Annotated in this window: 23 protein-coding genes; 9 read left to right on the top strand and 14 right to left on the bottom strand. The window is 41.6% G+C overall.

What is annotated here, in order from left to right:
* Positions 1 to 200 precede the first annotated feature (200 nt).
* The 3 genes from H0262_RS01305 (at position 201) to H0262_RS01295 (ending at position 2,506) form a co-directional block, all read left to right on the top strand.
* Positions 201 to 404: a CsbD family protein gene (locus tag H0262_RS01305; RefSeq protein WP_011512540.1), complete on the top strand. Its 204-nt coding sequence runs from the start codon at positions 201 to 203 to the stop codon at positions 402 to 404.
* 903 nt (positions 405 to 1,307) lie between these two features.
* Positions 1,308 to 1,931 (top strand): hypothetical protein, encoded by a 624-nt coding sequence (locus H0262_RS01300; protein WP_181209407.1) that lies wholly within the window; start codon positions 1,308 to 1,310, stop codon positions 1,929 to 1,931.
* Positions 1,932 to 2,134: 203 nt separating this feature from the next.
* Positions 2,135 to 2,506: a hypothetical protein gene (locus tag H0262_RS01295; RefSeq protein WP_011512538.1), complete on the top strand. Its 372-nt coding sequence runs from the start codon at positions 2,135 to 2,137 to the stop codon at positions 2,504 to 2,506.
* A gap of 32 nt (positions 2,507 to 2,538) precedes the next feature.
* Here H0262_RS01295 and H0262_RS01290 read toward each other — a convergent pair whose 3' ends face one another.
* Together H0262_RS01290 and H0262_RS01285 are read right to left on the bottom strand one after the other, a co-directional pair.
* Positions 2,539 to 2,850 carry an NGG1p interacting factor NIF3 gene (locus H0262_RS01290; protein WP_181209406.1) on the bottom strand — a complete coding sequence of 104 codons (312 nt, stop codon included), beginning with the start codon at positions 2,848 to 2,850 and terminating at the stop codon, positions 2,539 to 2,541.
* A 101-nt stretch (positions 2,851 to 2,951) separates the two neighbouring features.
* Positions 2,952 to 3,590, bottom strand: a complete 639-nt coding sequence (locus H0262_RS01285; RefSeq protein WP_181209405.1) for a DNA-3-methyladenine glycosylase — start codon at positions 3,588 to 3,590, stop codon at positions 2,952 to 2,954.
* Positions 3,591 to 3,799: 209 nt separating this feature from the next.
* Here H0262_RS01285 and H0262_RS01280 point away from each other — a divergent pair, with 209 nt between their 5' ends.
* Complete coding sequence (locus tag H0262_RS01280) at positions 3,800 to 4,213, top strand: hypothetical protein (RefSeq protein ID WP_181209404.1); 414 nt, start codon at positions 3,800 to 3,802, stop codon at positions 4,211 to 4,213.
* A 72-nt stretch (positions 4,214 to 4,285) separates the two neighbouring features.
* Here the strand turns inward: H0262_RS01280 and purC are convergent, their stop codons facing one another.
* The 4 genes from purC to H0262_RS01260 all read right to left on the bottom strand — a co-directional run bounded on the left by purC (position 4,286) and on the right by H0262_RS01260 (position 8,378).
* Positions 4,286 to 4,999, bottom strand: coding sequence for a phosphoribosylaminoimidazolesuccinocarboxamide synthase (gene purC / locus H0262_RS01275; protein ID WP_011512534.1), 714 nt, complete (start codon positions 4,997 to 4,999; stop codon positions 4,286 to 4,288).
* 129 nt (positions 5,000 to 5,128) lie between these two features.
* A complete protein-coding gene (locus H0262_RS01270; protein WP_020442535.1) occupies positions 5,129 to 5,464 on the bottom strand; it encodes a hypothetical protein in 336 nt (111 codons plus the stop codon).
* Positions 5,465 to 5,478: 14 nt separating this feature from the next.
* Positions 5,479 to 6,384: a 4-hydroxy-tetrahydrodipicolinate synthase gene (gene dapA / locus H0262_RS01265; protein ID WP_020442534.1), complete on the bottom strand. Its 906-nt coding sequence runs from the start codon at positions 6,382 to 6,384 to the stop codon at positions 5,479 to 5,481.
* A 536-nt stretch (positions 6,385 to 6,920) separates the two neighbouring features.
* Positions 6,921 to 8,378, bottom strand: coding sequence for a Do family serine endopeptidase (locus tag H0262_RS01260; protein ID WP_011512531.1), 1,458 nt, complete (start codon positions 8,376 to 8,378; stop codon positions 6,921 to 6,923).
* A gap of 814 nt (positions 8,379 to 9,192) precedes the next feature.
* On the opposite strand from H0262_RS01260, the gene H0262_RS01255 reads away from it, so the two are divergent.
* A complete protein-coding gene (locus H0262_RS01255) occupies positions 9,193 to 11,487 on the top strand; it encodes a sodium:proton antiporter (RefSeq protein ID WP_181209403.1) in 2,295 nt (764 codons plus the stop codon).
* A 135-nt stretch (positions 11,488 to 11,622) separates the two neighbouring features.
* On the opposite strand, the gene tmk is transcribed toward H0262_RS01255, so the two are convergent.
* Positions 11,623 to 12,300 (bottom strand): dTMP kinase, encoded by a 678-nt coding sequence (gene tmk / locus H0262_RS01250; protein ID WP_181209402.1) that lies wholly within the window; start codon positions 12,298 to 12,300, stop codon positions 11,623 to 11,625.
* Between the two features lie 111 nt (positions 12,301 to 12,411).
* Positions 12,412 to 13,695 carry an endolytic transglycosylase MltG gene (gene mltG / locus H0262_RS01245; protein ID WP_181209401.1) on the bottom strand — a complete coding sequence of 428 codons (1,284 nt, stop codon included), beginning with the start codon at positions 13,693 to 13,695 and terminating at the stop codon, positions 12,412 to 12,414.
* Positions 13,696 to 13,864: 169 nt separating this feature from the next.
* Here mltG and H0262_RS01240 point away from each other — a divergent pair, with 169 nt between their 5' ends.
* Positions 13,865 to 14,629: a DpnI domain-containing protein gene (locus tag H0262_RS01240; RefSeq protein WP_181209400.1), complete on the top strand. Its 765-nt coding sequence runs from the start codon at positions 13,865 to 13,867 to the stop codon at positions 14,627 to 14,629.
* On the opposite strand, the gene H0262_RS01235 is transcribed toward H0262_RS01240, so the two are convergent.
* Both H0262_RS01235 and H0262_RS01230 read right to left on the bottom strand, forming a co-directional pair.
* Positions 14,626 to 15,120: a hypothetical protein gene (locus tag H0262_RS01235; protein ID WP_149408995.1), complete on the bottom strand. Its 495-nt coding sequence runs from the start codon at positions 15,118 to 15,120 to the stop codon at positions 14,626 to 14,628. The two genes, H0262_RS01240 and H0262_RS01235, sit on opposite strands and share 4 nt — an antisense overlap.
* 59 nt (positions 15,121 to 15,179) lie before the next feature.
* Complete coding sequence (locus H0262_RS01230; protein WP_149408996.1) at positions 15,180 to 15,746, bottom strand: hypothetical protein; 567 nt, start codon at positions 15,744 to 15,746, stop codon at positions 15,180 to 15,182.
* Between the two features lie 291 nt (positions 15,747 to 16,037).
* Here H0262_RS01230 and H0262_RS01225 point away from each other — a divergent pair, with 291 nt between their 5' ends.
* Entirely contained in the window at positions 16,038 to 16,229 is a 192-nt protein-coding gene (locus H0262_RS01225; protein WP_259275373.1) for a DpnD/PcfM family protein, read from the top strand.
* An 11-nt stretch (positions 16,230 to 16,240) separates the two neighbouring features.
* On the opposite strand, the gene H0262_RS01220 is transcribed toward H0262_RS01225, so the two are convergent.
* Both H0262_RS01220 and H0262_RS01215 read right to left on the bottom strand, forming a co-directional pair.
* On the bottom strand, positions 16,241 to 17,218 hold the full coding sequence (locus H0262_RS01220) for an aminotransferase class IV (RefSeq protein WP_181209399.1): 978 nt from the start codon (positions 17,216 to 17,218) through the stop codon (positions 16,241 to 16,243).
* A gap of 3 nt (positions 17,219 to 17,221) precedes the next feature.
* A complete protein-coding gene (locus tag H0262_RS01215) occupies positions 17,222 to 17,887 on the bottom strand; it encodes a hypothetical protein (RefSeq protein ID WP_181209398.1) in 666 nt (221 codons plus the stop codon).
* Positions 17,888 to 18,316: 429 nt separating this feature from the next.
* Here H0262_RS01215 and aroE point away from each other — a divergent pair, with 429 nt between their 5' ends.
* Positions 18,317 to 19,183, top strand: a complete 867-nt coding sequence (gene aroE, locus H0262_RS01210) for a shikimate dehydrogenase (protein ID WP_181209397.1) — start codon at positions 18,317 to 18,319, stop codon at positions 19,181 to 19,183.
* 63 nt (positions 19,184 to 19,246) lie between these two features.
* Here the strand turns inward: aroE and H0262_RS01205 are convergent, their stop codons facing one another.
* Complete coding sequence (locus H0262_RS01205) at positions 19,247 to 20,374, bottom strand: FUSC family protein (protein ID WP_181209396.1); 1,128 nt, start codon at positions 20,372 to 20,374, stop codon at positions 19,247 to 19,249.
* Positions 20,375 to 20,781: 407 nt separating this feature from the next.
* Between H0262_RS01205 and H0262_RS01200 the strand changes: the two genes are divergently transcribed.
* Positions 20,782 to 22,602 carry an acyl-CoA dehydrogenase C-terminal domain-containing protein gene (locus H0262_RS01200; protein WP_181209395.1) on the top strand — a complete coding sequence of 607 codons (1,821 nt, stop codon included), beginning with the start codon at positions 20,782 to 20,784 and terminating at the stop codon, positions 22,600 to 22,602.
* A 104-nt stretch (positions 22,603 to 22,706) separates the two neighbouring features.
* Here H0262_RS01200 and H0262_RS01195 read toward each other — a convergent pair whose 3' ends face one another.
* Positions 22,707 to 23,081, bottom strand: coding sequence for a 5-carboxymethyl-2-hydroxymuconate Delta-isomerase (locus H0262_RS01195; RefSeq protein ID WP_181209394.1), 375 nt, complete (start codon positions 23,079 to 23,081; stop codon positions 22,707 to 22,709).
* Positions 23,082 to 23,144 lie beyond the last annotated feature (63 nt).

Here is a 23,144-nt window from a genome sequence, read left to right as displayed (position 1 = left end):
TTAGCCATTGGCTATTTGTAACGTAGTTAAGTGATTTAAGATACGCTATATAAGAAATAGGCTATTTAACAGCAATACTGTACTAGCAATAAGAATCATAAATAATAATTTGAATATTAAAGCGTGATGCAACCTGTTGATTTAACTTTTAAATAACAGCTACTGTAAAAGACGCAATAACTAAAACAAGGAAAATAGCAATGAATGAACATACTCTAAAAGGCGAGTGGAACCAAGTAAAAGGCTCAGCAAAGCAGAAATGGGCTGACCTTACTGATGACGATTTATTACATGTTGAAGGTAGCCGTGATAAGCTCGTTGGTAAAGTACAAGAGCGTTATGGTCACAGTAAAGATGATGCTGAGCGTGAAGTAGATGCATGGCGTACTGAAAATAAATACTAGTAAATAGTGATGCTTGTAACAAGAGTTAAGATAAAATTTTTGTAGGCAGATTATTTAAACGAAAACCGCATTAGAAACTAATGCGGTTTTTTTATGCTCGGTGTATCAGCAGATACTTATCAGGGACAAAACTCAAACCTCAGATACGATAAAACCGCATAGCAATTAATTGTTATGCGGTTTTATTGTTAACTATCCTTGTTACCCACCACGGCTCTAATCGCTGCATCCTTGCAAGATATTGAGCATATTGTGACAGTTGGGCATCCTGCCCTTTTTACTACTAGTGGCATTATCTGCCTGCAACACGGGTTATGTGTCCTTAATCCAATTGCTATTATCATCCTGATGCTAGCCGTTGAAATATTATCCTTAATACGGTCAACTCAATCCTTGAGTCACATTCCCTTATGCCGTGTGTGTATAGTGTCAAATTATTGAGCTACTGTTAAGTCGCGTAAACGTCATTGCGTGTAAGCATATGCTTACATCAGTTTAAATTCAGAAGGTTAATAGGATTAACCATATGATATTAATAGCTTTTAATATGAATATCTATTTTTAAGCTAGAAAAAATTAATACAAACCACCTAAGTGTTAGCGATATTTGCTGTTCTAAGCAATACCTTAGTCACTCAAAGTATCGAATGCTTACGCAATTATTTGCAAAATTTACAACTTCTTAACATCAACGACACGTATTAATGAGCTTTAAGTCTTACTATGTGTATGTAAGAAAATATTTCAAGAATAACGATAATTAAGAACAAACACCCATAGTTTATAAGCATATTTTGCGTATTATTCATGATTGTTAGCGTTATTCTGCATTATATATTGACAAAATTTTGCAACTGTATATAAGCACTTTTTAAGTCAACTTATATCTTAGGAGATTCCATCATGAAAACGTTAAAACCTTTCTCATTTAAAACTGTCCTTTCTGCCTCACTTGCATTTTCACTCGTCGGCGTTACTGCTGGCTGCGCTGTCGCCGGTCCAGGTTATGACAATTATCCGATATACAATGACAATAGCGGTTATAACCACGCTGAAAATAGCCGTGCCATTCAGCAGTTGCGTCAGGATTTACGCCGTAAAGGTTATAACGTGATGGACGTCAGAACAGAGAACTATCGCGGTAACCGTGTGCTGACGGTTCTTGCTAAGAAAAATAATCAAGCGTATGAACTAAAATATAGCTCACCAGATCTCAGGCTGATCAGCTCGACCAAAAAACCTTGGTCTAATGTCTGGGATGATAAAAACGACTATAAAGATAATGGCAAATACAAAGATAAACATTATAAAAATGAAGATAGCATCAAAAACGAATCACGTTATCCAGCGATTAAACGCCGTGCTATCAATAAAGTTGAGGGTATGGGTTATCGAGTCAAAGATATCGAGTTTGAACAAAAGAACAATCGTGGCGTGTTTGAGATTGAGGCCAAACGTGGCTCACAAGAGTATGAGATTACACTTGGCTATCCAAACTTGAATGTAATCAAGATTAAAAAAGATTAATGTTAAAGCCATAGTATCCGAATAACATTTATTCGTTTTATTATTTATCAAATTTTGGCATCATTTAGTATTTGATGTCCGTGGTCAAATAAGCCAGCCCTTGGTTTATTTGGCCATTTTTTATCGCTTTTTCTTGTTTATCGTATACTATCTATTTATCGTCGTTTCATACGCAATTTTCATATCATTACTGAGATCATCTTATGAACATTAATTCTTTACTAAAAACCACAGCAGCGGGCAGTATGGCAGCAGTGCTATTAACGATAACCACAGGTTGTGTTACGACACCTGGATATAACCCTTATGGCGACCTTTATGAAGATATTTATAAAGACAGTAGCGTCTATAAGAAACATAAGGAAACCATCAATAACGTTGATAAAGATATTTACCGTCCTGCTATCGAGCAAAGAGCAGCAAATAAAGTCCGTAGTATGGGTTACCGTGTTGAAGACGTTAAATACAAAAAAGGCGACAACAAAATAAAAGTAAAAGCATACCGCGGTGGTGAAGATTATAAAATCGAGCTTGGCTATCCCGGCTATAATGTCTTAAAAATAAAAGAAGACTAATAGTCTGTTTTAAGAAGCATTGAAAACTGCGATCAAAAATCTAAGACTTCAATCACATCATAAGCAGGTGTTTCATAAGGATGCGCCTGCTTTAATGCGATAATGACATCACCAATATTAACCTTAGCAACCACCATCTCTACCCGCCATTCATCGACTTTCTCTAAACTGTCCTGTGTACCAATATGTGGCGTGCTACCTACGAGTGGCATGAATTGCCCTATCCCCTGCACTTGCCAACAACATTGCTCATAATCGCCAATTTTGCCAGCACCTGCTGCAAATAGCGCCGACTTTACCTGCTCTAATACTGAGTCTGGTACAAAAACGGTGAGTTTATACATGTCTCAGCCTCATTAAATATTAGCCTCATTAAATAGCAACCTTATTAAATTAATCGCCTTATCAAATACTTGAAAATTAAGTTAAAACTATAAAAAATTTTCTACTTTTTTGACAAAGAAGGGTGATCAGTCCATATATAACGCAGTAACCACTCTTTTGCGTCGCCAGCATAATCAATGCCGATACGGGGCCGTAATGATACTAGCGGCTGACAACCATCATCCTCCACCCAAACTTTTGAAGCAGGCGTGATTGGCTTACCGTATAACGTTCTATCTATCTGTAAGCCCTTGGTCAGCTTGCCAGGACCTGCCAGCTGTTTGATATGATTAAGTTGTCTATTAACGTCTAATAATTGCTCATTCATTAAGCGAGCGCTATCCTCTATTAAAAATCCAGCACGTATTAAAACAGCTTCTGGCGACTCTGTTGGTCCACTGACCAAATTGAGCATATGATGAATACCATAAGTCAGGTATACATAAAAAACACCACCTATATGGTACATAATCTCTGTACGCGGCGTACGTGTGCCTGCATGCGCATGACACGCAGCATCCCCCTCGCCAATATAGGCTTCTGTCTCTGAGATACGCATACGCAAGATTTTTTGTTGACCATCGCTGTCTGTCAGCTCTCGACACAACACCTTGCCAATTAAGTCGGCAGCCACCACGCAAGTGGGACGGGCAAACCAAGATGGCTCCAAAACACTCGATACAACTTGAGACGCTAACATCAGTCATAACCTTTTTATAAGGGTTTGTATTTACACTCTATTATCACAGCAGCATAAATTTAACATAAAAAGCCATCAAAGGCTGTCTGATAGCGACCACCATTACTTATTGCAACTGATGTTATACAGACAGTTAACTCAATATGATAGTAATCTTGATCCCAGATATACCACACTAAAAAACATAATTAAATTAAAAGGATATAACAATGAGTAACTCTAATAGCCAAGGCAATAAGCAGCAAAATGGTAGTGATAAAACAGAAGACAAAAAAAATGATGTAAAAGACAACAACACTGCCAATGACACTAAAGATCAGAATACTGACAAAGGTTCTGACAGTAAGAATTCAAATAATAGCTCAGACAACAAAGACAACAAAGACAACAAGGACAACAAGGACAACAAGGACAACAAGGACAACAAAGCATCAGATAAAGACGATAGTAAAGATAGTAAGTCTTCAGATAAAAATGCTAAAAGTAAGGGCGATAAAGACTCTTCTTTAGCTGATACTGCTACTACAAAGGCAAAAGAAGTGGTCGGTACATTAGCAGATAAAGCGGCAGATGCCATGGAGTTTGCTGCTAAGAAAATCAAAGACGCTCGTAAAGACAGCTAATAAATTTAAGTGCAAAAAAAACTGAGCCATGGCTCAGTTTTTTTATGTTTTAACGGTTTTAATTTTCTACATTTAGCTCAGTGGTACACCGATACGGCTTGCCACTTCTTCATAAGCTTCGATGACATCACCTAATGACTGACGGAAACGGTCTTTATCGAGCTTCTTCTTGGTGGCTTTATCCCAAATGCGGCAGCCATCTGGTGAGAACTCATCACCTAAGACGATACGGTCATGAAATACACCAAACTCTAGTTTGAAATCTACTAGTATCAAATCACCAGCATCAAACAGCGCTGTCAAAACTTCATTTACTTGATGACTCAGCTCTTTCATTTTAACAAGCTGTGCGTCATTTGCCCAGCCAAGAGAAATTGAGATTGACTCATTAACCATCGGATCGCCAAGCGCATCATCTTTATAGAATAGCTCGTAAGTCGGTGGCGTCAAAGCCTGACCTTCTTCCAACCCTAAACGACGTACCAAACTGCCCGCAGCAAAGTTACGCACAACGCATTCAACCGGAATCATATCCAAACGCTTGACCAACACTTCATCATCAGACAATTGCTTTTCAAAATGCGTCTCGATACCAGCGTCAGCAAGCTTTTGCATAATAAACGCGTTAAAGCGATTATTAACCACCCCTTTGCGTGCAAGCTGTTCAATACGCTTACCATCAAGCGCTGAGGTGTCATCACGGAAATGTAAAATCAGTAGGTCGTTGTCTTCTGTTTCATAAACAGATTTGGCTTTGCCTTTATAGAGCAGTTCTTGCTTTTGCATTAGGAGGTTTCCTGTTCGTTCAAGCTTATGTGGTAAAAACGCGCAGCGACCGCTGATAACTTATAAAACCAATAAGATACATTGGTATTGATAAAAGCATCAGCGGCATAGATAAGGTTAAAAAAGACTTTATTCAGTACGACTCGCAACAGCGCGTTGCGGTTTTGGTAGCTGGTACTGTTTACCAGACTCGTTCTGTAATGTGAGCGTATTGGCGCCTGCATTAGGGGTTGGGTAAAGCGGTACAAAGGGTGCAGTCTCTTGAGCAGCTGGCAGCTGTAGCGGCGCCAACTTTTTACTTTGCTGATACTCTAGGCTACCATTGTCACGCTTACCAATAAATTCTTTTGTCGCTTGGCAGCCGCTTAATACTAACGTACTACCCAACACGACCGTCATTACAGCAGGGAATATTTTTGCAGTCATTGATGATACTTTCATCATATTATCTCTCTGAGTTAGCATTTACACGCATCATTTTATAATAAGTTTGCACGAACCAAAGCACTATCAATCGTCGCGTGATGTTGCTCGGCTAGCCATACCAGCGGCAGGCGAATACCTTGATCTATCATACCCATTTTGTGCAAAGCGTACTTGGCTGGAATAGGGCTTGATTCGATAAACAAGTCACGATGTAAATGTTTAACGATATCATGTACTTGATTGGCGGTATCGAAATCACCGCGCAAGGCTGCTGTAAAGGTTTCACTCATTGCTTTTGGTGCGACGTTGGCAGTCACAGAGATATTCCCTTTACCACCAAATTTCATCAGCTCAAGGGCACTACCATCATCACCAGACAAGACAACAAGACGATTGCCAACTGCTTTTATTAATTGTTCACCGCGAGCAACAGAACCTGTCGCGTCTTTGATAGCAACGATATTATCGATATCCGCTAAACGCTCGACTGTTTCTTGCGCGATATCAACGACGGTGCGTCCAGGGACGTTATACAGCATTTGCGGGATATTAACAGCTTCAGCAATGGCTTTGTAATGTTGATATAAGCCTTCTTGTGGCGGCTTGTTATAATAAGGGGCGACCAATAATGCACAATCTGCACCGGCATCTGCGGCATCTTGGGTCAGCTTAATGGCTTCCACCGTATTGTTCGCACCAGTACCTGCAATCACCGGCACACGACCTTTAACATGCTGTACAAAATAGCGAATGACATCGCTATGCTCTTGCATTGACAAGGTTGCAGATTCGCCAGTCGTACCAACAGCGACAAGGCAATGTGTGCCTTGTTCAATCTGCCAATCTATGAGGTCTGCCAGACGTTTATAATCGACCGTGCCGTCACGAAGCATGGGCGTTATCAAAGCTACCATTGAGCCTTGTAGTCGGGTTTTAATATCGTCGTATGCTGTGCTCATAACTGTGCCTTACTCTCGTATCCTAGCTTTGATTAAAGCTATCACATGATAGGTCGTTTGCAAGTACCAATGCATATTTTGAAGTATTCATTGTCAAATAGCTGCATGGATACTATAAATAATATGCATGCTCATAAACATCATTGGTAAGATCTTGCTCGAGGTTAATACTGAATGTTCGTATGTCTTATACCGTCCTTGACGCCATTTTATCTGACATTAATAGGATGATTATCTCGCTATAAAAACGCCTGCTAGTGTAGCATATTTTGGATTGACCGCTATCAATCAATTAATGCCAAAGCAAGCCATTCTGAAAATAATTGCCCAGCTGCTTCACTCTCATTTGCCATTAATATACAGTAAAATGGATAAAATCTAACTTTTAAACCAAACCGTCAGTTTAGCGTAATTGCCAAGGGTCGATAAAACCTTTTTAAGCCTTTTAACCAATCGTCAACACATCGTTGGCTAGCCGATACAAGCAAACAAACGCTTATGTCCTTTTGTGCCACAAGTAATAGCAATATCTTTAACTACTCTATCCGTAATCCAATAATACCGGGGATACCTTGACGCATAACTTCGATCGTCACCACTCCCTTTTTAGGCAATACCGACACCGCACTCGAAACATCATTAACGGTTTTAATCGGTTTTTGATGTAGGTTGGTAATGATATCGCCTGCTAATATGCCTGAGCGTGCTGCCAATCCAGTTGGTTCAATCGCTGTGACCAAGACACCAGTTTTATTATCAGACGCCAGCTCTGCTTGTTCCTCTGGGGTCAAATTACGTAAGGCTAAGCCCAGACTTATCTCGTTATTTTGCTGACCACGGCTTTGTGATTGCATGTCATTTGAGGCATCACTCAGCTTGCCAGTGACAAGCGATTGCTTACCATTACGCTGGATTTGCATGCGAAAGCCATCATTGGGACGCGCGCGATTAATCAGGTTCAATAAATCAGAGGCTTCCATAATTTGGACATCATTGTAGCGTAAAATAATATCCCCTGATTTTAGTCCTGCTTTTTGGGCAGGTGAATCAGGCGACACGCGTGTCAGTAACGCCCCTTGCGGACGCGCTAGGTTATAGGCTTCGGCGAGATTGCGATCGATATCTTGCGGATAAATACCTAAATAAGCACGCTCAACCTTGCCATTGGTCTTGAGCTGCTCATAAACATCCATTGCCGCATCGATTGGGATGGAGAACGACAATCCCATATAACCACCGGTGCCACTAAAAATACGTGAGTTAATGCCAATCACTTCACCGCGCTGGTTAAATAAAGGTCCGCCTGAGTTACCAGGATTCAATGCCACATCGGTTTGAATAAATGGCACACTGGTTTCACGCGAAAAGTTACGTGATTTGGCGCTGACAATACCTGCTGATGCTGAATAATCGAAACCAAATGGCGAGCCAATGGCCAGTACTGGTTCACCGACTTTTAGGCTATTAGAATCACCAATCGGTAGCGCTGGGAATTTTTTGCCTGTGACCTTTAATACTGCCACATCCGAGCGCTCATCGCTGCCAACTAAGGTCGCATCCAGCTCAGTTCTGTCATTGAGAGTCACTGTAATTTTGTCTGCGCCCGCCACTACATGGTGATTGGTCAGCATATAACCATCATCGGTCACAAAAAATCCCGTGCCATATGCATGCTCAATCGCTGGCGTCGCGGCTTGATCAGGGATACGTAGGCGATCACCAAAGAATTTCCGTAACAGCTCAGCCGTTTGGGCTTTTGCAAGCTCAGCCTCACTCACAGTTTTGGTCACATTGACGCGTGCCACCGCTGGCGTGACTTGCTGTACCAATCCTGAAAAATCCGCTGTGGTGACAGCTGCTTGCGCACTTGGCATAGTGTTGAGATTAATACCAACAACCATGGTAGTAGCGACAGCGATTGCCAAGGTGCTGCGTTGAAGCAAGCGCTGCATGGTAGCTATGGTGATTTTCGATTTAGATATGTCGATTGGCATCTTATTCCTCATCCAAGTGATTTTTATAATTTTTGTGAGTGGCTATGCTATTAACTTATAGCACGGCTTGGCATTTTAATTCATGATTAATAACTAGTACTTTTATCTTAGTTTATAGAGTATTTTTGCTGACTGCAGCTTAGTTTGTCATCTATTGAGCATCTATCTCAATACGGTAAGTTAACTTGAATATGCTAATTGCACTATACGCTAAACCACACACTGCAAACTCAGAATCATCTGAATACAATTATGACTTGCGACGTCACTTAAGTACTTCATCGAGCTATCATGCTAGCTATTAGAATCACTGACCAACCATAGCTAGTGAACAACATCGTTGCAGCATTCAGTCGCTAGTTCATAACCAAAATGACTTATGCTGTCTGTCTTTTTAAGAGTCTTGTAACGCTTTGGGTGACAGTGAGCACTCAGTTATATAAAATAAAATCATGGTATGATAACCAGTAAAACACATTTAAAACAAACAAAAGTTAGCGCTGAAACTTATTAATGTTTCATTGTTTAAATTGGCTATTATTTTACCGTATCTTCTATCTTTTGCACTTCTGGCTATTAGATCTTATATTCTAAAGCTCCGCGACTTTATCTAGAAGCGTATTCATCTTTGCTATTATTCTGTGTTTGCTAATATATAGTATACATGACTCTTGCTGTGACTCTTGCGGTAACCGTCGATAGCGATTTTTGATAATGATGTGAATGAATCATGAACTAAAAAACCGTCTATGCTAAATGCTATAGCCTCGAATCGCTCTACAGCATGACTATATTATTATAAAAGGATTAATTTATGGATACCGCCCTATTGTTATCCGGCGTGGTTGGGATTGGCATTGCCGCCCAATGGTTGGCTTGGTATTTAAAGCAACCGTCCATTTTGTTTTTATTACTAATTGGTATTATAGTTGGTCCAGTATTAGGGGTCTTCGATCCTGACTTAGTACTCGGCGAACTGATGTTTCCCTTTATCTCACTAGGCGTAGCGATTATCTTATTTGAAGGATCGCTGACCTTAGAGTTTGAGGAGATTAAACAACACGGCTCTGTAGTACAGATGCTGGTTTCCGTCGGTGTGCTAATCACTATCGCTATCGTGTCGCTGTCGACGTACTTGCTCTTTGATATCGACCCTATTATTGCCTTGTTGTTTGGGGCATTGGTCTGCGTGACTGGTCCAACGGTCATTATGCCGTTACTGCGCAGTGTACGACCCAATAAAACCATCTCCAATATCTTAAAGTGGGAAGGTATCATTATCGACCCTATCGGCGCGATTGCGGTGGTATTGGTCTATGAATATATTATCTCAGGTGGTGAAGCCAGTAGTATTTTGCTGTTTGCTAAGATTGTGGTATTGGCAGTAGCAATGGGGCTAGCTGGCGCGTGGGCATTAGCGTTTTTGATGCGTCGCCATATGATTCCTGAATTTTTACGCAATGTTTTTACCCTTGCTTTTGTACTGGTGTTGTTTTCAATCTCCAACCATCTGGAACATGAATCCGGTTTATTGACGGTGACTGTACTTGGGGTTGCGCTGGCTAATTGGCCAAAATTCCCACGTGATACAATTTTAGAGTTTAATGAATCGCTCACCATCTTATTGGTGTCGGTCTTATTTATTATTCTTGCAGCGCGTGTTGAGCTGGAAAGCTTATTGAGCGTCGGCTTTGCAGGTCTAGTGCTACTAGCGATTGTAATGTTTGTCGCCCGCCCCCTATCGGTTTGGGTATCATCTATCGGCTCTAACCTAAAGACCAAAGAAAAGCTGATGATCAGCTGGATTGGTCCGCGCGGTATCGTTGCTGCTGCCATCTCATCACTCTTTGCCATTCGTTTACAAGAGTATGATATTCAAGGGGTTGAGCTACTAGTGCCTTTGGTGTTTTTGGTCATTATTGGTACGGTGATGATTCAGGGTTTGGGCGCAAAAATGGTAGGGAACTTTTTGGGTGTCCGTGAACCTGAAACCAACGGTATTTTGGTCGTTGGCTCAAACCCTGTCGCTTTGTTGGTCGCTACCTCGCTAAAGGATCAGGGCTTTGATGTCATCGTTGCTCATAATAACTATACCAATATCGCTAGCGCGCGCATGAGTGGCTTGCGTACTTACTTTGGCAATCCTGTCTCTGACCACGCTGACCATCATTTGGATCTCATCGGTATCGGACGTTTATTTGCTATGAGTATGGATAAAGAGCTGAATACTTTATCCGAGATTCACTATCGTCATGAGTTCGGTGAGCGCAAACTGTACCGCTTAAAGTTTAGCGATGAAAAAGTCAAAAGCGAGCGCGATGACAAGCAAGGAAACTTCCATTCGCAGTGGCTATTTGGCAAAGATGTAACCTATACCAAGCTTGCCAGTATGCTGTCCAAGAAAGCCCGTATTAAAATCACCAATATCACCGACAGCTATAGCTTTGAGCAATATAAAGCCGATAATAAGCAATTTGTGCCGCTTTATACGGTCGATAAAGAAGGCAAGCTACATGTAATTACTGACAAATTCGATGGTACGGTGCCGCGTGATCGCAAGCTTGTTTCATTGGTCGTCGATGATGACGTACAGCCAAAACCGGTCGATGTGACGCCGCAACAAGAGCAAGCGCGCGCTGCAGCTGACGCAAGCTTTGAGTCCGACTCTAAAGCGCCTGAAAAACGCCAAGAAATAGAGCTGGCGGACGATGATAGTGATGTAGAGGAAGCATCTTTGATAGATAACGACAAAGACGCTGAACAAAATCTACCTAATGATGTGTCAGCTGATGCTAGCTTAGCGTCTAATCCATCTTCAACCATGCCAACAGCATTAAATGATGAAGCAGCTAACGAAAAAATAGCAACATCTGAATCTGCCAGTACTAGTCAGGTCAATCCCGAAGTATTGCCTGCGAATCCCAATACGCCAATAATACCGAAAACAGCAAGCAGTAATAAAAACAGTGGTAACGGTAATGGCAGTGCGCCTAAAAATAAAAACGGCTCTCTAGACCCCAACCGTCTACCGGACTCAGGCCAAGATAAAGCAGCCAAGAGTAATACTGCTGAAGTTATATTAAGTAAAAATATAGGTAAAAATGATTGAGATACTGGTCATATAGATAAAACCTAAATAAACAACGCTTAAATAGTGTTTATTAAATGCCTATCAATAAAAAGCCCCAACTAGTTAGTTGGGGCTTTTTACTGGAACAAGATTATTTCTTTATGAAAATGTCTATTAAATATCCAACTTCTCTTCGATCGTCTGCCATATTCGTGCGCTGACCTCATTAGCGCTGCCTGAGGCATCAATACGCTGGATACGTTCAGGCTGCTCGCTAGCAAGGACACTAAAACCTTGATGTACTCTGGTAAAAAATTCCGTCGCTTGCTGCTCAAAGCGGTCAGCGGCACTGCGTTTATTAGCACGTGCCATGCCTTCTAATACTGGTAGATCTAGCCACAGTGTAAGCTCGGGTAATTGCACCACAAACTGCTCGATAAGCATGTCAATTTTGGCACGGACAATCGCATCGCCATCTGCACGTCCAAAGCCTTGATAAGCCACTGTTGAGTCGGTAAAGCGGTCACATATTACCCATGTACCACGTTGCAGCGCTGGCAAAATGACTTGCTGCATATGATCACAGCGCGCAGCAAACATGAGTAGTAACTCTGTATCATCATTGATAGCGGTATTCGGGTCTAACAATATCTCGCGCAAGCGTTCAGCAAACGGACTACCACCCGGCTCGCGGGTGCGCAGATAATCAATGCCGCGCGCTTGCAGACGCGCACATAGTTGCTCAATCGCCGTGGTTTTACCAACGCCTTCTGTACCCTCAAAACTGATAAAACGCCCTTGAATGCGCGTAGTGATGGTTTGAGAAAGCGGCGCTTGTATGGATGCTGACATGATATGACCTTATGTCATTGTTGAGCGTTATCATTACTTTTATTTTTATAACGATAATGCTCAATAAATGATGGTTTTTTAAAGCAATATAAATAGCAACATAAAATAGTGTTACTGCGGCGGCGTTTGAGCTTTCTTCTCACGCATGACACCGAGATACTCTTTAACTGCTTGATTGTGCTCAGCTAGGCTATTGGTAAATTTATGCCCGCCATTGCCTGTCGCCACAAAATATAGCGCTGCGCTATCGGCAGGATGTAAGGTTGCTTCGATAGAAGCCGCTGACGGCAGTGCAATGGGTGTCGGCGGCAAACCATCGATTTGATAGGTGTTATAGCCTGTTTTTTCATCGATGTCTTTACGGCGAATATTGCCTTCATAGCGGCTGCCCATACCATAGATAATGGTAGGATCCGTCTGCATACGCATGCTTTTGTTCAAGCGATTATTAAAAACGGCTGAGACCAAAGGACGCTCTGCTGCCACACTGGTTTCTTTTTCGATAATAGACGCCATTACCAGTGCCTCATAAGGAGTCTGATAAGGGAGGTTTGGCGCACGGTTTTCCCATGCCTTGGTCAGCGCTTGCTGTTGGCGTTTGTACAAGTCGGTCAATACCTTCTTATCGGTAGTGCCTTCCCCATAATAATAGGTATCAGGGGCAAACCAGCCCTCAAGATTGTGATTGACGATAGGATCATTACTATTGGTAACTGCATCCGGCAATATGCCAACCAAATCTAACGCTTCTGCGATGCTAGCATTCGTACTGTCAGCGGTCAGCACTTCTTTTTTGATACCTTTGTTATCACGTAGCGCCTGATACAAATCTTTTGAGGTTTTGCCCTCGATAATTTGTACTTTAACCATCGCCGCTTTTACCCCTTGCCCAAGCACGTGTAGCGCTTCAGCAATGGTAGGGTTTTCCGGTAATTGGTAAATACCTGCGTGCAATGGACCATCGACTTGCGTTTTCATATAAAGCTTGGCAATCGTGGCAGAAAATAGCGGGATTTCCTGTTGCCACTGCGGTAGCAACCCGTAATAGGTCTGACCCTTTTCAATCGTTACCATTTGCTGCGGCTGTTCAATCCGACCAAATAAGGTCTGATAAACCATGACTAAGAAAAATGCGGCAATTAAGCCAAGCACCAACAACACTTGATAGCCGCGCTGCATAAAGAATGACGGGTTGTCGGCTTTATAATGGCGTGGTTTATTATTACCGCTTATGAGCGAGACATCAGTAGGCGGAACTTCCTCTGCACCTGTCACATCGACTGGTTTTGAATTCAAAGGTACCCCGTCGATACGCTCGTCAGCAGTACCTTTTTGGTCATTCGATAGCGTGTCATCAGGACGTTCAGGAGGCGTTTCAGGTGTTGGCGTGCTCATGGCAACTCGCGAGGCAGAAGTTTGCTAGAATTTAGCATTGAAACGCCTATTTTTCAATGGCATTCGCTTAGCTTGTGAATTAACTTGATGTTTAGAGTGAATTATATGGCTTAATACTCGTATCGCTTATGTATCACTTTAAATCTTTCCTTTAATAAGAAAACGGGCTATGAACTTTAATTTTAATCAAAATCTCGCTGCAGACTATAAATCTCCCAGTCAAATCATTAGAATATTAAGTGAAGATTGGGTCGCCAACCAAAGTTATTGTCCTAATTGTAATGCCGAACCATTGGCTGCATTTACGAACGGCAAACCTGTCGCTGATTTTTATTGTGCAAACTGTAAAGAAGAATACGAACTAAAAAGTAAGAAGGCAAAATTAAGTAACATTATTAATGATGGCGCTTATGACACCATGATTGAACGTATCAACAGTGACAATAATCCCAGCTTTTTCTTTTTGACCTATTCTCAAGCATTGAGCGTCAACAACTTCTTAATCATTCCCAAGCATTTTTTTAAACCCGATATGATCATAAAACGTAAGCCATTATCAGTCACTGCCAAACGTGCGGGCTGGGTTGGCTGTACTATTGACTTGCGTAAAGTGCCCGAATCAGGAAAAGTATTTTTAGTCAAAGACCAGCAAGTCATACCACGAGATAATGTCACTGAGCAATTTCAAAAAACCTTGTTTTTACGTACACAATCTATCGCCTCACGCGGCTGGACACTAGATGTACTGCAATGTATTGATAAGCTAGAGGCTAATTTCTCTCTCAATCAGGTTTATGCATTTGCTGACTTATTAAAACTCAAATATCCTGAAAACAACCACATTAAAGATAAAATCCGTCAGCAATTACAAGTACTACGCGATAGAGGCATTATTGAGTTTGTTCAGCGTGGTCATTATCGAAAAGTATACTAAGTTTGATTATCATCCCAAAGTGGCAAATAAGCGCTTGCTACCAATCGTTCATAGAATTTGTGCGGAGGATAATCCATTTCCAACTCATCATTTACTTTAAAAAAAGTGTCCATATTGTCTTTAATACATTTAGAGGATTTGTTTTTTACCTGTTTATTCCAGCCTATTAATAGTCCTAATGGCGTACGAGAAGCCTTGGTAAAAGCTTGTCTTTTTACGGTAAGCGCACACATCACAGGTTCATCATGAGGTAGCTTGTCTACGCCTTGCTCTATGACTTCTTGGCGTATATGTGCATACTTAAATACCCCACCAAATGCTGTATATTTTTTATCTTTCTTAGAGTAAACAATATTGAATGCTATCTTTGAATAACCAGCTAAGTGAACGACTTCATCAGGATATTTTTTTGCTTTACGACATATTTCACTAAATAGCATTAATCGGCGGATTTGTAGTGGGATACGTTTTTCTTCATAGGCAGTGCGCATTTGTTATCTCCTGTTCAATAATATTTAATAAGGTACGATCAATTTCTACGTATTTTAAATTATATTAAGCGTTTCTCATTAAAGCGTTCAGGTCTCGGTTGCCCTTTATTATCACGGTATACATCTGCAATTAATTCCTCTCTATCGTCCCATAAAGGTAAACGTGCCGTTGCAACGAGACGGTCATGAAACTTATGCGGTGGGTAGTCTGAGTCAATTTCATCATTAATCCGAAAAAACACTTCTTCACGATAATCGACGTAAGCGTGCATTCTATTTTTAACATAGTTATTCCAATACCAAACCAGCTGGATAGCTGTGCGCGCGGGCTGAGTAAACTGTTTCAAATTGACTGTTAGTGCACGCGTGACTGGTTCGTCGTTAGGAAAAACTCTAATACGTTGCTCGATAACTTCCTCTCTTGTTTCTGCGTACTCAAACACACCGCCAAACGCAATAAACTTTTTAAAGTCTTTCAAATACATAACACCGAGCGATAATTCCGTGAATCTTGATAAGTGAATAATTTCATCAGGTTGTTTTTTTGCTAATTTGCAAATCTCATCAAAAATTAACAGTCGACGGATTTGTAAAGGTATACGTTCATCTTCGTAGACGTAGTCCATTGATTTCTCTCCTTATCAAAACACTATCATTGATCGATTTTCCTTATCGCACAAGTCTACGTAACAAAAGACGATCACTTCTTTTTAAGCACCTTTGCTAACCTATAGTCAGTGAAAAGTAATATCGACATATTATGTACTGCGGGTATCAATTTTTCTTGCTTGCTGTACCTACGCAGACAGAGGCTGCAAAAAATTTATACTCGCAGCACCGTAGCGTTTTTAGAGTATTTTGACTATAGCGGATATAAATACTAAAGAAATTTTGGTAAGCGTATATCGGGAATAGTAATGATGAAAATAGATAAGAAATTAAGGAGAGTTTTTCAGATAGAGGTTGTTGAAACATTGAGTAATATCGTGGAAGTTAATGCAGAGAACGAGCAAGAAGCACTGTTAAAAGCGCAAGATATGTATCGCAATGAAGAAGTTGTTTTGTATCCTGACGACTTTATTGACACCAAATTTAATATTTTTGAATAGGATGAAACAGATTAAAAACCCACCACCTCACCCGACAATAACATCAGACTGGTCATTGGCATAATACCGCGTAACGCATTGCAAAAGAAAAGCTGGCTTAAATGTAGCAAATCCTTATCTTGTAATGACCGCACAACAACTGGATATTTCGTCGTAGATAACTCATCAATGATTACTTGCCGCATCACCCCAGCGACGCCCGATTGCGCCATTGATGACGTATACCATTGACCTTGGGTCAAATAATTTGCGTTGCCTTTAGCAGCCTTATTTTTATCATCATTAGCCGTATTTATCATCTCTGAAGATGGCGACTCTACCAGTCGGCAATCAGATAATTGATAAAACATATTGCTCATCGTGCCTTCAACCCAGCACCCAGTCATATCACGTAGCAAGCCCTCACTGATATCTTGCGATCCATTAGAGTTTAATGAACGAGCTTTGATATCCTGCAACTCCGCACTCGCTAACACATTATCAAGACGATTTAGACTTTTTAGTCCAGCAAGAGACGGCGGCAGACAAGCGATTTGCGAAGATAAACAAACAGCAGTGCTCATAGGCTGCATCGGAACAAAAATATCATCAGCTAAAGGCAATTGCTCAGTAGTGCTAACCTTCATCGCTAAGGATTTCAGCCAAGTCTCACACTTGCTACCACACTCACTTGGCGTATAGCCATAACCACGGATATCTTGTGCGGCGCGTGTGATGACAAGCTTTAGCATACCTTGTTGTAGCTGCTGCGCATGCACTTGCAAGGCAGATAATAACGAGCAGTGGTCTAAATCAAGCTGCAAGGCAGTCGCATGAGAGATGAGACGCTGATGATGATACTCCGCCCACAGTATCTGCCCATTGATAACGCCCATGGTGGTAAAAAAACCATCGGCGTATGCCAATCCGCGATTGTCTAATGTGGCGTTACTGGCTGTGGTCTGCTTGTCTAATGCCGTTAAACAAACCCAGCTATTTGATGGCTGCATGGCTCACTGATTTTTTTGGCTAGCAGACTTATTGATAACCAGCATACAGCTATAAAACTCACATTTTGCCAGCTCTACTTTTTGCCCACCGATGACTTTATTTTTGATAATTTGACCGTTTAGCATATCAGCCACCAGCTTACCGCCCTCATCACCCATTAATTGACGAGCAAGTTGATAGGATTTTTTGGCATGACCTTGACTGAGTGATTTTTCTTTATCCGAGTCGGTAGGATTGGCAAAGTACCAGCCAAGCTCGAGATATTTTTCAGAATCGATAAGATCTAAATAAGGTGCTTCGGTATTCATAAAGCGGTATTTGGACGCAGGATTACTGGCATAATCCAAGCTATTTTCATCGGTGCTGACCACTTTACCAAGTGTTGATTTGATATCGTCTAGTTGATCGACACGAAGCGGCTCGACTTTCTTAGGACCCCATGACGCGACATCATATTTGACTGGGGTGCCCTCTTGCGCAGTAGCGCCATCTAAATCAGCATTTGGCGCAGGGTCTTTTGGTTTTGGTGTATCGGAGACGGTCTGCTTATCCGCACTTACCTCCTCTGTTGATACTTTGCTGCTTTTATTGTTATCACAGGCGCTTAACGACACGCCAACTGCCATTATCGTACTGACCATAAGGGTCTGTAGGGTGTTATTCCACATGGGCAACTTACTCACACTTTAAGATAGTTCTGAAAATGGTATTAACAAGCAGCTAGGTATGCCGCTGATAATGAATAGTGTCTGTTATTGAAATCTTTCTATCACTGAATTTTTATACATACACTTTTTCTGTTTAAATATTTTATAAATCACATTAAAAAAGCACAGGGAAAAATAATATGGTTACTTTTTCATGCTCTCTAGTTTACCCAACTGCTTAGCGCTTGACCACCCTTTACCTTACGGATAACACTCGCAGAGAGTACAGATTTGTTAAGACACTAACGTCATAAAAATTTACCCCGACTCAGCTAGTTATATCCATAGCTTCAGGTTTGTCAAACGGTGCGTTATCCCTTATGATAAGTACGCTTTGATACCTTTACTCTATCACCCTTACTTATGCCCTGTACCGCCAGTGGAGCCTTTATGACCCAGAATTTTATTGTTATTGGTAATCCGATTGCCCACAGCAAGTCTCCTGAAATCCATACGTTATTTGGTACGCAAGCAGGGCTTGATATCTGTTATCAGCGACAATATTGTCCAGATGATGTGGCAAGTTTTACGGCAGTGGTAGAAGCGTTTTTTCACGGTGGCGGCGTGGGCGCTAATGTAACTGTGCCTTTTAAACAAGTCGCATATGAATGCTGTGCAGCACGAGGCGGCTTATCTGAACATGCCAAAGTGGCTGGCGCGGTCAATACTTTATTGTTAGATAAAGCACTATTGGCAAAAGGTGTATCACCCGTAGAGGCGTTATGTGGTGACAATACTGATGGTCAAGGATTGGTCAATCACATGCAGCGTTTAGGCTGGCCATTGAATGGTGCACGCGTGGCAATCATTGGGGCAGGCGGTGCAGCGCGCGGCGTGGTATTGCCGCTGATAGAGGCTGGTATTGAAACGCTGACCATCGCCAATCGTACAGTGAGCAAGACAGAAATTTTAGTCAATGAACTTAGCACCGCAAGCGAAAAGATAAATCAACATAGCATTCATACCTGTGCGACGGCTGATTTAAGTGGCGACTTTGATATCATTATCAATGCCACATCCATAGGACTATCAGGTGAAGCCTTGCCATTAGCCGATACGCTAAACTGCCAATATGCTTACGATATGATGTATGGACGTGAGCTGCCATTTTTACAACATTTCGCCGCCCGTGGCGCTCAGACATCGGACGGTTACGGCATGCTGATCGGGCAAGCGGCGTTAAGTTTTGAGCGTTGGACAGGACGCGCTATTGATGTTGCGCAAGCGACTGCCGCATTAGAAAACGTATCAACATAATAAACGGTGCACGAGTGCAGCTACCATCTATCTAAATGAAAAAAAACGATCTACGTTTTTATACTAGCCAAATCGTGTTAGCAGCCATTTTTCTATACGGCGCAGCGGTACACGCAAATTCGTTGAATGCATGACAACCCCGCCACCAAGACCCACCATACAGCCAAGTAGTGTATCCAACAAGCGTGTGTGCGTGACCTCTTGATAGACCGCTGACGTAAGCGGCAACCCACTGCCATATTCTGCAATGAATATCGTCAGTGGTGTGATAAATACAACGGCTAGTCCATAATGACGATCTACCAAGGATTCAATACAAAGCATCATAACCAATATTGAAATAGCGATACCCCATATCGACAGCCCCCAAGATAGCATCCAACTCGCCAGACCCGCGCCTACCAATGTCCCTAGTAAACGATGTAGTTGCTTAATCCACATCGTCCGTAAGTGGATACCCTGAATGATCAGAAAACAGCTAACCGCTGCCCAGTACGGATTAGACATATTTAGCATTAAGGGAATCAAGAGCGCTAAACTGACAAAACCTGCGACAATAATGCTTTCACTAATGGTATCAGGCTCATAGCTATAAGTTGGTGTCGGCGTAGCAGGACGCGTCGCTAATAAAAATAGTGAATACAGCAACCCCATGATTAAGGCAAAGCCACTGCCCAGCATCACAAGCCCAGTGGCTGACATGATTTTCTCTAATGGCAGTGGTATAAATAATGCTAGCGCCCCAGCCATCATTACAAACAAGCCAGCTGGCGGCGGCTGGCGATAATAACGTCCAAACATAACCACACCAAAGGCTATCAGCATAAACACTGGCAGCCTAAGAATAGGCACTTGCTGTGCTGCCAAGCCGAATGCAAAGCATAACGACATGGCAAAGCCCCATGCCATCAAAGTCACTAAACGATAAGGCAGTTTGCCTATTAAAGGCAAATTCAAGATGACCATTGCCCCCAAAGACGCCTTGATACCTGATGGCAAAGCCTCAAAGTAAGCGCCCACAAATACGGGGAAACTGATGGTAATGGCAGCGATAATGGGCATATGCCACGGTCTCTTGCTTTGATTGACGGTGAGCAAATGAGCAAGCTCACCATCTATCAAAAACTTCAGGCGAGTCAATAATATTGTCAGCCAAGACACCCGCTTTGCCTTGGACTTTGGTACGCTCATACAAAGCCTTCCTTATATCGTAAATGCATTAGAATAATGGGCTTACCGTTCGCCTTGATCATACGGTTATTCTTATAATAGATAATGGCTTAGCAAAATATGAGGTTAAAAAGCTCATTGACACAATAATAACTTAATGTTGTAATTATACTAATAAACTATGAATATTAGTTATTAGTTATATATTTGTCGCTATATAAGATTTATACTGCATCAATGCGCAAAGACTGTTTTTTATCAAGGATAACTTAACAGTTTCCAAAATAGAAAAGCTAGCCTTAACATATCCACCCATTGACTCAAGATATTCTCTGTTTTTATTCCAAATAATTAAAATCGTTTCCATAAACTCTGGCTTAAAAACTAAGTCAACCGTCTATGATAGCGAACAACTAAAGAGAACGACTATGTTAACTTACAAAGCACCTTTACGTGATATCAAGTTTTTAATTAATGATGTATTTGACTACCAAACGCATTATAAAGATTTGGATAATGGCGAAAATGCAGATCCTGAAACCGTTGATATGATTCTTCAAGGTATGGCAGATTTTGCCGAAAACGTTTTGGCACCTTTATATCAGCCAGCGGATGAAGAAGGTTGTCATTTTGAGAATGGTGTGGTGACTACGCCTAAAGGCTTTAAAGAAGCATATCAGCAGTTTGTTGATGGTGGCTGGCAAGGTATTTCTTACCCTGAAGAATACGGCGGTATGAACTTACCGACCTCATTGAACCTTATCAAAGCTGAAATGATCGGTACGGCTAACTGGCCTTGGGCAATGTATCCTGGTTTATCAACCGGCTGTATCAATACCATTATGCAGTATGGTACGGATGAGCAAAAAGAGACGTATCTACATAAATTGGTCGAAGGCTCTTGGGCAGGCACTATGTGTCTAACTGAGCCACAATGTGGTACAGACTTGGGTCAAGTAAAGTCAAAAGCTATTCCACAAGACGACAGCAGCTATAAGCTTAGCGGTACTAAGATTTTCATCTCAAGTGGTGAGCATGACTTAACTGAAAACATCATTCATATCGTTTTAGCCCGTCTACCGGATGCGCCAGAAGGCACCCGTGGTATTTCATTGTTTATCGTACCGAAATTTTTGCCAAATGCTGAAGGCGAAATTGGCGAGCGTAATGGCGTCTCTTGTGGATCTATTGAACACAAAATGGGCATCAGCTCATCAGCCACTTGTGTCCTAAACTTTGATGATGCCGTTGGTTACTTAATTGGTGAGCCGAACAAAGGTCTAAAAGCCATGTTCACCTTTATGAACACTGCCCGTATTGGTACTGGTATCCAAGGTCTGGCGCACACTGAATTGTCATTCCAAAACGCCCTACCATATGCCAAAGATCGTCGTTCAATGCGTACTTTATCGGGTACGAAAGATCCTGAAAAAGTTGCTGATGCGATCATTCATCATGCTGACGTACGCCGTATGCTATTGACCCAAAAAGCTTTTGCTGAAGGCGGTCGCTCAATGATTTATCATTCAGCACGCTATGCAGATAAAATGGCACAAGGCATCATCAATGGCGATGATGAAGAGTTTGAAAAATGGGATGATAAGCTTGGCTTCTATACGCCTATCCTAAAAGGTTTCTTAACTGAGCTTGGTATTGAAGCAGCCAAACACGGTCAGCAAGTATATGGCGGTCACGGTTATATCAAAGAATGGGGCATGGAGCTTATCGCTCGTGATGCTCGTATCGCAACCATGTACGAAGGTACGACCGGTATCCAAGCATTGGATCTATTAGGTCGTAAAGTTATCTTGCAGTCTAAAGGTAAAATCATTCGCGATTACACCTCAAGCATCATGAAATGGTGTGGCGAGTATGCCTTAGACAAAGACATGCGCAAGTTTGTTTGGGCATTGACTAAGCTTTGTGCTGAGTGGAACACTCTGACAGTACGCTTGATGTTGATGGCACGTAAAGACCGTGAAATCATCTCAGCAGCATCTGATGATTTCTTAATGTACTCAGGTTATGTGATGATGGGCTACCACTGGGCACGTATGGCAGCGGTTGCGTATGACAAGCTTGAAAATGGCGGTACAGAATCACCAGAGTTCTATAAAGCCAAAATCCAAACGGCAGAATTCTATTTTGATAAGCTGTTACCACGTACTTCAGGTCACGCCGAAGGCATGGTTGCACCAAGCAGCAGCATGACAGCAATGGACATTGATAACTTTGCTTTCTTAGACTAGGATTGATTAAAAGCTAGTCTAAGACTGTTATAAATAAAAAAGCGCTTAGTTAAATAACTAGGCGCTTTTTTTATACTGTATTAGCAAGTAACTAATAAATTCAGTTACGCATTTAACATTTTCTTATGATACACCGCACTAATCTCTTCAACCTCTACGCATACTTGTAACGATGCGCGTCCTGATTGCTCAGCGCCCAGCGTTTGCTCTATAGTAGTCACCAATTGCTCAGCAAGCTGATTACGTATACTTATATCACGACCGCTCATGATTTTTAGATGTGCATAAATAAAGCCATTGACTTGCTCATCATCTTCAACGCCCACTAAAAACGTTTCAACAGGAATAATGCGTGCTTTAATATCTGTTGCTTTACCAAAGTGTCCACTGTCCCACAGGATCTTATTCAACGCTTTAAGAAATGATTCTTCGTGAGCAATACTGACATTGGGTGTCACTTGAATGGTTAAATGCGGCATGATTATATCCTTATACAATACGGGTAAAAAACGAAAAGTGAATAGATTCGCAAAGCTAATGTA

The organism is Psychrobacter sp. D2 (assembly GCF_013608135.1).
In the GTDB taxonomy this organism is placed as follows: Bacteria; Pseudomonadota; Gammaproteobacteria; order Pseudomonadales; family Moraxellaceae; genus Psychrobacter; species Psychrobacter cryohalolentis.
Note: the sequence above shows the minus strand (reverse complement) of the source record. Positions and strands in the feature narration are given on the sequence as shown.